This is a genomic window from Cyanobacteriota bacterium (genome assembly GCA_025054735.1).
Classification (GTDB): domain Bacteria; phylum Cyanobacteriota; class Cyanobacteriia; order SKYG9; family SKYG9; genus SKYG9.
The window spans coordinates 1-5,920 of record JANWZG010000250.1 but is presented as its reverse complement, the minus strand read 5'-3'; the positions used below and the strand labels follow the sequence as shown (position 1 = coordinate 5,920).

4 protein-coding genes are annotated in these 5,920 nt (G+C 49.2%); 2 read left to right on the top strand and 2 right to left on the bottom strand.

The window, feature by feature from the left end:
- Positions 1-1,122 (bottom strand): cysteine desulfurase (locus NZ772_12345; protein MCS6814339.1); only part of this gene is annotated, 1,122 nt, incomplete at its 3' end.
- 207 nt (positions 1,123-1,329) lie between these two features.
- Here NZ772_12345 and tatC point away from each other — a divergent pair.
- Entirely contained in the window at positions 1,330-2,094 is a 765-nt protein-coding gene (gene tatC, locus NZ772_12340) for a twin-arginine translocase subunit TatC (GenBank protein ID MCS6814338.1), read from the top strand.
- Positions 2,095-2,122: 28 nt separating this feature from the next.
- On the opposite strand, the gene alaS is transcribed toward tatC, so the two are convergent.
- A complete protein-coding gene (gene alaS, locus NZ772_12335; GenBank protein ID MCS6814337.1) occupies positions 2,123-4,786 on the bottom strand; it encodes an alanine--tRNA ligase in 2,664 nt (887 codons plus the stop codon).
- A 589-nt stretch (positions 4,787-5,375) separates the two neighbouring features.
- Here alaS and NZ772_12330 point away from each other — a divergent pair.
- On the top strand, positions 5,376-5,920 hold a 545-nt coding region (locus tag NZ772_12330), incomplete at its 3' end, for a UDP-N-acetylglucosamine 1-carboxyvinyltransferase (GenBank protein MCS6814336.1).

Here is a 5,920-nt window from a genome sequence, read left to right as displayed (position 1 = left end):
TATGTCGTCTGCTGTAGTGTCACGCCCCAAGGTAAGGCGAATACCTGTTTTTGCCTGATACTCGCTAAACCCCATCGCTAGCAGAGTAGGACTAGGGATGGTTTTACCACTATCGCAGGCGGAGCCGCTACTGATACCAATGCCAGCTAAACTCATTTGGTGTGCAATTGTTTTGCCCGTGATCCCAGTTTCTAGAAGGTCAGTGTGAGGACGGAGGCAGAAGCTGACGTGATGGGGAAGACGATGGATACGATCGCCTGTGGGCATGAGGGTAGGATGGCTGGCAAAGTTTGCAAACAACTGATCTCGTAAGTTTTGTAGCCGCGACGCTTCTGTAGACAGATTCTGGGCTGCTAGTTCTGCTGCTAAACCAAATCCAGCTATGGCTGGTACTGCCTGAGTTCCAGAGCGTAGTTGAAACTCTTGACCGCCTCCATGTAGAAGAGGGACAAGGGATAAGCCCGGACGAACATACAAGGCTCCGCAACCTTGGGGGCCATAGAATTTGTGGCTGGAAAGGGATAGCAGGTCTACTGGTAAGTGCTGCAGGTCGAGGGGTAAGCGTCCGGCAACCTGTACAGCATCAGTGTGGAAGATCACATCACTGTGGTGCTGAGTACGCCAATGTTGGACAATCGATACCAGTTCTGAAATTGGTTGGATCGTACCAACTTCACTTTGTCCATAAATAACTGTGATTAGGACAGTATTAGGGCGTAATGCCTTTTCAAAGTCCCTAGGGTCAACTTGTCCCAGTCTGTTCACAGGTAGTCGGGTGATTTGCCAGCCCTGACGCTCTAAGTGATCAATAGGCTTGCTAATGGCTGAATGTTCCACACTAGAGGTGATGATATGTTGAGGCCGATCATATAGACTGGCGACCCCTAACACAGCAAGGTTATTAGCTTCTGTACCCCCTGATGTGAACACAATGGAGTCTGATTGCACATTTAACAAGCTAGAGACCTGCATTCTGGCCTTTTCAACCACGGTAGCTGATCGTTCTCCCCAGGTATGAGTGCTGGATGGGTTACCCCATTGCTCAGCCATAATCTGGCTCATGAGGGCAATAACTTCTGAGTGAGGTGGGGTGGTGGCGCTGTAGTCAAGGTAAATCTGCATGGGTCATCTGTCTGTCTCCAGCTAGGCAGGTACAATGGAAGCTATGTGACTTAATGTTGTTATATTTGGATCTAAGCATAACCTATGACCGTTTCTGCTGACGTAGATGCGTCTTCACATGACAGCACTAGCACTGAGCAGGTGACTGAACAAGTTACAGTTGCTAATGATCATCAGGTGAACGATGGTCAACCCCTTCCAGGAGAGATGACTGATCCTATGCTGGAGTCTGGTGCGGATCAGATGGGTAGTGATCCTGATGATGAATTACCTAACGATGTGGAGATGTCATTGTTTGAGCATCTAGAAGAGCTGCGTCAGCGAATTTTCTACGCAGCGATCGCGGTTGTGATTGGTATTGCACTGTGTTTTTTAACCGTGAGGCCGATCGTGCAATTGCTAGAGGCTCCAGCGCAGGGGGTCAAGTTTTTACAGCTATCACCTGGCGAATTTTTCTTCGTATCGCTTAAGGTAGCGGGCTATAGCGGTATCTTACTGGCAAGTCCTGTAATTCTGTACCAAATTATCCGGTTCGTTTTACCAGGTCTAACGCGACGGGAACAACGGTTGCTAGCTCCAGTTGTGTTTGGCTCCAGTATTTTATTTGTTGCAGGTCTAGGGTTTGCCTACATCGCATTGATTCCTGCTGCGTTGCGCTTTTTCATCAGCTATGGTGCGGATGTGGTAGAGCAAGCATGGTCGATTGATCGCTACTTTGAGTTTGTATTGTTGTTAATGTTTAGTACTGGCTTAGCGTTTCAGATTCCGATCGTGCAACTACTGCTGGGCGTACTTGGAATTGCTACCTCAAAGCAGATGTTGTCTGGCTGGCGCTATGTAGTTTTGGGAGCAGTAGTCTTAGGGGCGGTGTTGACACCATCTACTGACCCAATTACGCAGTCCCTGCTAGGAGGAGCGGTATTAGCGCTATACTTCGGTGGCATTGGTATGGTTAAGCTGGCGGGGCACTAATTGTTTATAAATTGTTTATTAAGTAGCCTTAGCTCAGGGCAGCTAATAGGTCAGCCTCAGCTTTGGTCAGGGCTGCGGGTAACTTGCTGGGGTCTCGGCCTCCAGCCTGGGCAAGGTTAGGTCTGCCACCACCACCACCGCCACAAATCTTGGCAATCGTCCCCACAAATTTGCCTGCATTCAATCCTTTCTGAATAGCCGCAGGACTAAACGCTGCCACGAGACTGACTTTACCCGGTTCTGGTACGGATCCTAATATAACTGCACTATCACCAAGTTTGTGCATCAAACGTTCAGCAGCAATTTGTAGGGCTTGGGCATCAACATCCTCCATCTGAGCCACTAGAATAGTGAAGTTGCCTACGGGTTTCGCTTGAGCTAGCAGGTTATCAGACTTGGCAATAGCTAGCTCCGATTTGAGGGCAGTAAGTTGTTTTTGGGCTTGTTTGAGTTCGTCTTGCAGGGCAGCAACACGATCTGGCAGTTCCTCTGGTTTGGCCTTGAAGCGATCGCCCAAGTCTCGTACTACCCGATCACGTAGGTTTAGGTAATCTAGTGCTGACTGCCCAGTAACGGCTTCAATGCGGCGCACACCTGCAGAAATTCCTGCTTCGCTAATAATTTTGAAGAGACCAATTTCGGCGGTGTTGGCTACATGAGTACCCCCACAAAGCTCCATAGATACGCCAGGATAATCTACCACGCGCACCTCACTGCCATATTTTTCGCCAAACATTGCGATCGCTCCCTTAGCAGTGGCCTCAGCAATAGGCATTACAGCTACCTGGGCGCTATGGCCTTCGGTAATCCATACATTAACTTGGGCTTCAACTTGTTGCAGTTCCTCTGTTGTCAGTGCACGGGGACAGTTAAAGTCAAATCGGAGCCGATCAAAGGCCACCAATGATCCTGCTTGAGAAATCGCTGGATCCACAATCTTTTTCAAGGCAGCTTGCAAGAGGTGGGTAGCGGTATGGTTGGTCTGAGCGCGGCGGCGCAATTGGTTGTCGATTTGGGCAAAGACTTCTTCTCCAATGCGGAGGGTACCACGTTCCACTTGCCCTATGTGGACAAATAGTCCTGCTTCTTTCTGAACATCATCAATGCGAACCACTAGGGGTAATTCTTGTATAGCAGTGGTTTGGTGTTCTACTGCGCCAATCAGGTAGCCCCGATCGCCCACTTGTCCCCCTGATTCAGCATAGAAAGGAGTCTTCTCTAACAGCACCTGCACGTTATCACCTGCGTTTGCTGCTTCGACTAACTGCCCTGCCACTAGCAACCCAATAACCCTAGTCTGTACTGCTGTTTGGTCGTACCCCAAAAACTGGGTGCTTTGGAACTGAACGGCAAGTTTGTCTAGAGTGCCCTGTACTGTGAGGTCAATGGTCTCATGGGCAGCCCGTGCTCGATCGCGCTGTTTCGCCATTTCTACATCAAAGCCATCTACATCTACAGTCAATCCATGCTCTGCCGCAATTTCTTGGGTGAGTTCCAGTGGAAAACCGTAGGTGTCGTACAGGGTGAACGCATCTAGACCCGAAATTTGCCCATCGGTCTTAGAGACCTTGGCTATTACGTCAGCCAAGAGTTTCTCACCCCGATCGAGCGTCTTCAAAAACTGAGATTCTTCCCGCTGCAATTCGGTTTTGATGGCAATTTCCCGCTCTCGCACAATGGGGTAAACGTCTTCAGCGAGGGCGATCGCAGTTTCAGCTACCGTAGTAATGAACTCACGATCAATACCTAGCAGTCGTCCATGGCGCACTACCCGCCGAATAAGACGACGCAGGATATAGCCTCGACCCAGATTAGAAGCAGTGATGCCGTCTGCAATCATGTGCACCACAGCACGGACGTGATCCCCAATTACCTTCAAGGATGTCTTAGCTGTCTCATCCGCTTGGGCATAGTCAATCTCAGCCAGTTCAGCCGCCGTTTTGATAATGGGGAAAATCAGGTCAGTTTCGTAGTTGTTAGGCACCTGCTGAAGGATTTGAGCCATGCGCTCCAATCCCATGCCTGTATCAATGTTCTTTGCGGCTAGGGGTGTGAGGTTGCCATCTGCATCCCGGTTATACTGCATGAACACCAGGTTATAGAACTCAATGAAGCGATTGTCATCCTCTAGATCAATCGTGTCATCACCTAGTTCTGGGTGAAAGTCATAATACAACTCCGAGCATGGACCACAGGGACCAGTGGGGCCAGAGGCCCAGAAGTTGTCATCGGCACCCATACGCTTAATGCGTGAGGCCGGAATGCCTATTTCATCGCGCCAAATGTCAAAGGCTTCGTCGTCCTCTTCAAAGACACTAACAACAATCTGCTCTGGTAACAAACCAAACACATCCGTAGCAAGTTCCCAGGCCCATGCGATCGCTTGGGATTTGAAGTAATCCCCAAAGCTAAAGTTGCCTAGCATTTCAAAGAAAGTGTGGTGGCGCTTGGTACGTCCGACGTTTTCGATGTCATTAGTACGGATACATTTTTGTGAGGTGGTAGCACGGGGCACTTCAGCTTGTCGCTGTCCCAGAAAAATGGGCTTGAAGGGTAGCATCCCCGCGATCGTCAGCAGTACAGTAGGATCATCGGGCACCAGGGATGCACTGGGCAGAAGCTTATGTCCTTTTGCCTGATAAAACTCTAAAAACGTTCGTCGGATGTCAGCGCCGCTGAGAAATTTAGCCATGACTAGTGGAGAAGAAACGACAGCAGGGAACTAGGTCAAAGAATGCTGATAGCACTAAGCTAAGCCCTAGAGATTAAGATTACGGTCACACGCACATAATTCAAGATGAATCCACACTCACTGGGGATAGGCTCCAGTTTTAACCACCAAGGCAAACTCTAATTGCTTAGCCGTGGTTTCAATTGCTCTATACTCAGTGATTTGGACTCCCAGTGCTCAACCTAGTTGCCTGACAAAACTCCTAAGCGTAAGCCAATAAAGCATAGACGGCGTTAGGTCTTGCGTTGTTCAACCCAACTACAAAGAAGATTTATCAGTCAACTAAGTGCACAACTTTATCATGCCTGATCCCCATTGAAGATGCCATTCTGAGACAAGAATCGGGATGCAGAGACCTGGATTGCGGTTATGCATAGTGCTCTCTAGTAGATTGTTGGCAACGCTACCTGCAATAAATGAATGTTGGCGGATGTGATGTAGCTAGTACTTGACGTTGACAGAGCTAAGCATTTAGGGTCTAATCATGACAATGTTTAGAAATCGTCACAATTGGTTAGTTAGGTATTAGGAGGGTAGAGCCATTACTAGTGTGTCAGAAAAAACAGCAACTTCTGGCTATGTTGCTGGCTCGGAGCAGTCTGTTTTAGAAATTTATGGGAAGGTGCCGCTGAGTGGCGAAGTGAAAATCAGTGGTGCTAAGAATTCTGCATTGGCTATCATGGCTGGCTCCTTACTCTGCTCTGGTGATTGTCGCATTCGCAACGTTCCATCCTTGGTGGATGTAAAGCGCATGGGGGAGATTCTGTCTGCGATCGGCATTCGCCTGGAGCATAATGGTGACACGTTGGATATTGATGCCCGTCACCTACAAAATGTTATGGCTCCTTACGAACTGGTGAGCCAACTCCGAGCTAGCTTCTTTATCATCGGCCCAGTGCTGGCGCGGTTAGGTGTAGCCCAAATCCCCCTGCCTGGTGGCTGTGCGATTGGTGCTCGACCAGTGGATTTGCATGTACGCGGGCTACAGACCCTGGGGGCCGATGTTCAGATTGAGCATGGGATTGTGAATGCCAGCATTCCCGGAGGGCGCAAGCGCCTCATGGGTGCATCTATTTACTTGGACTATACTAGTGT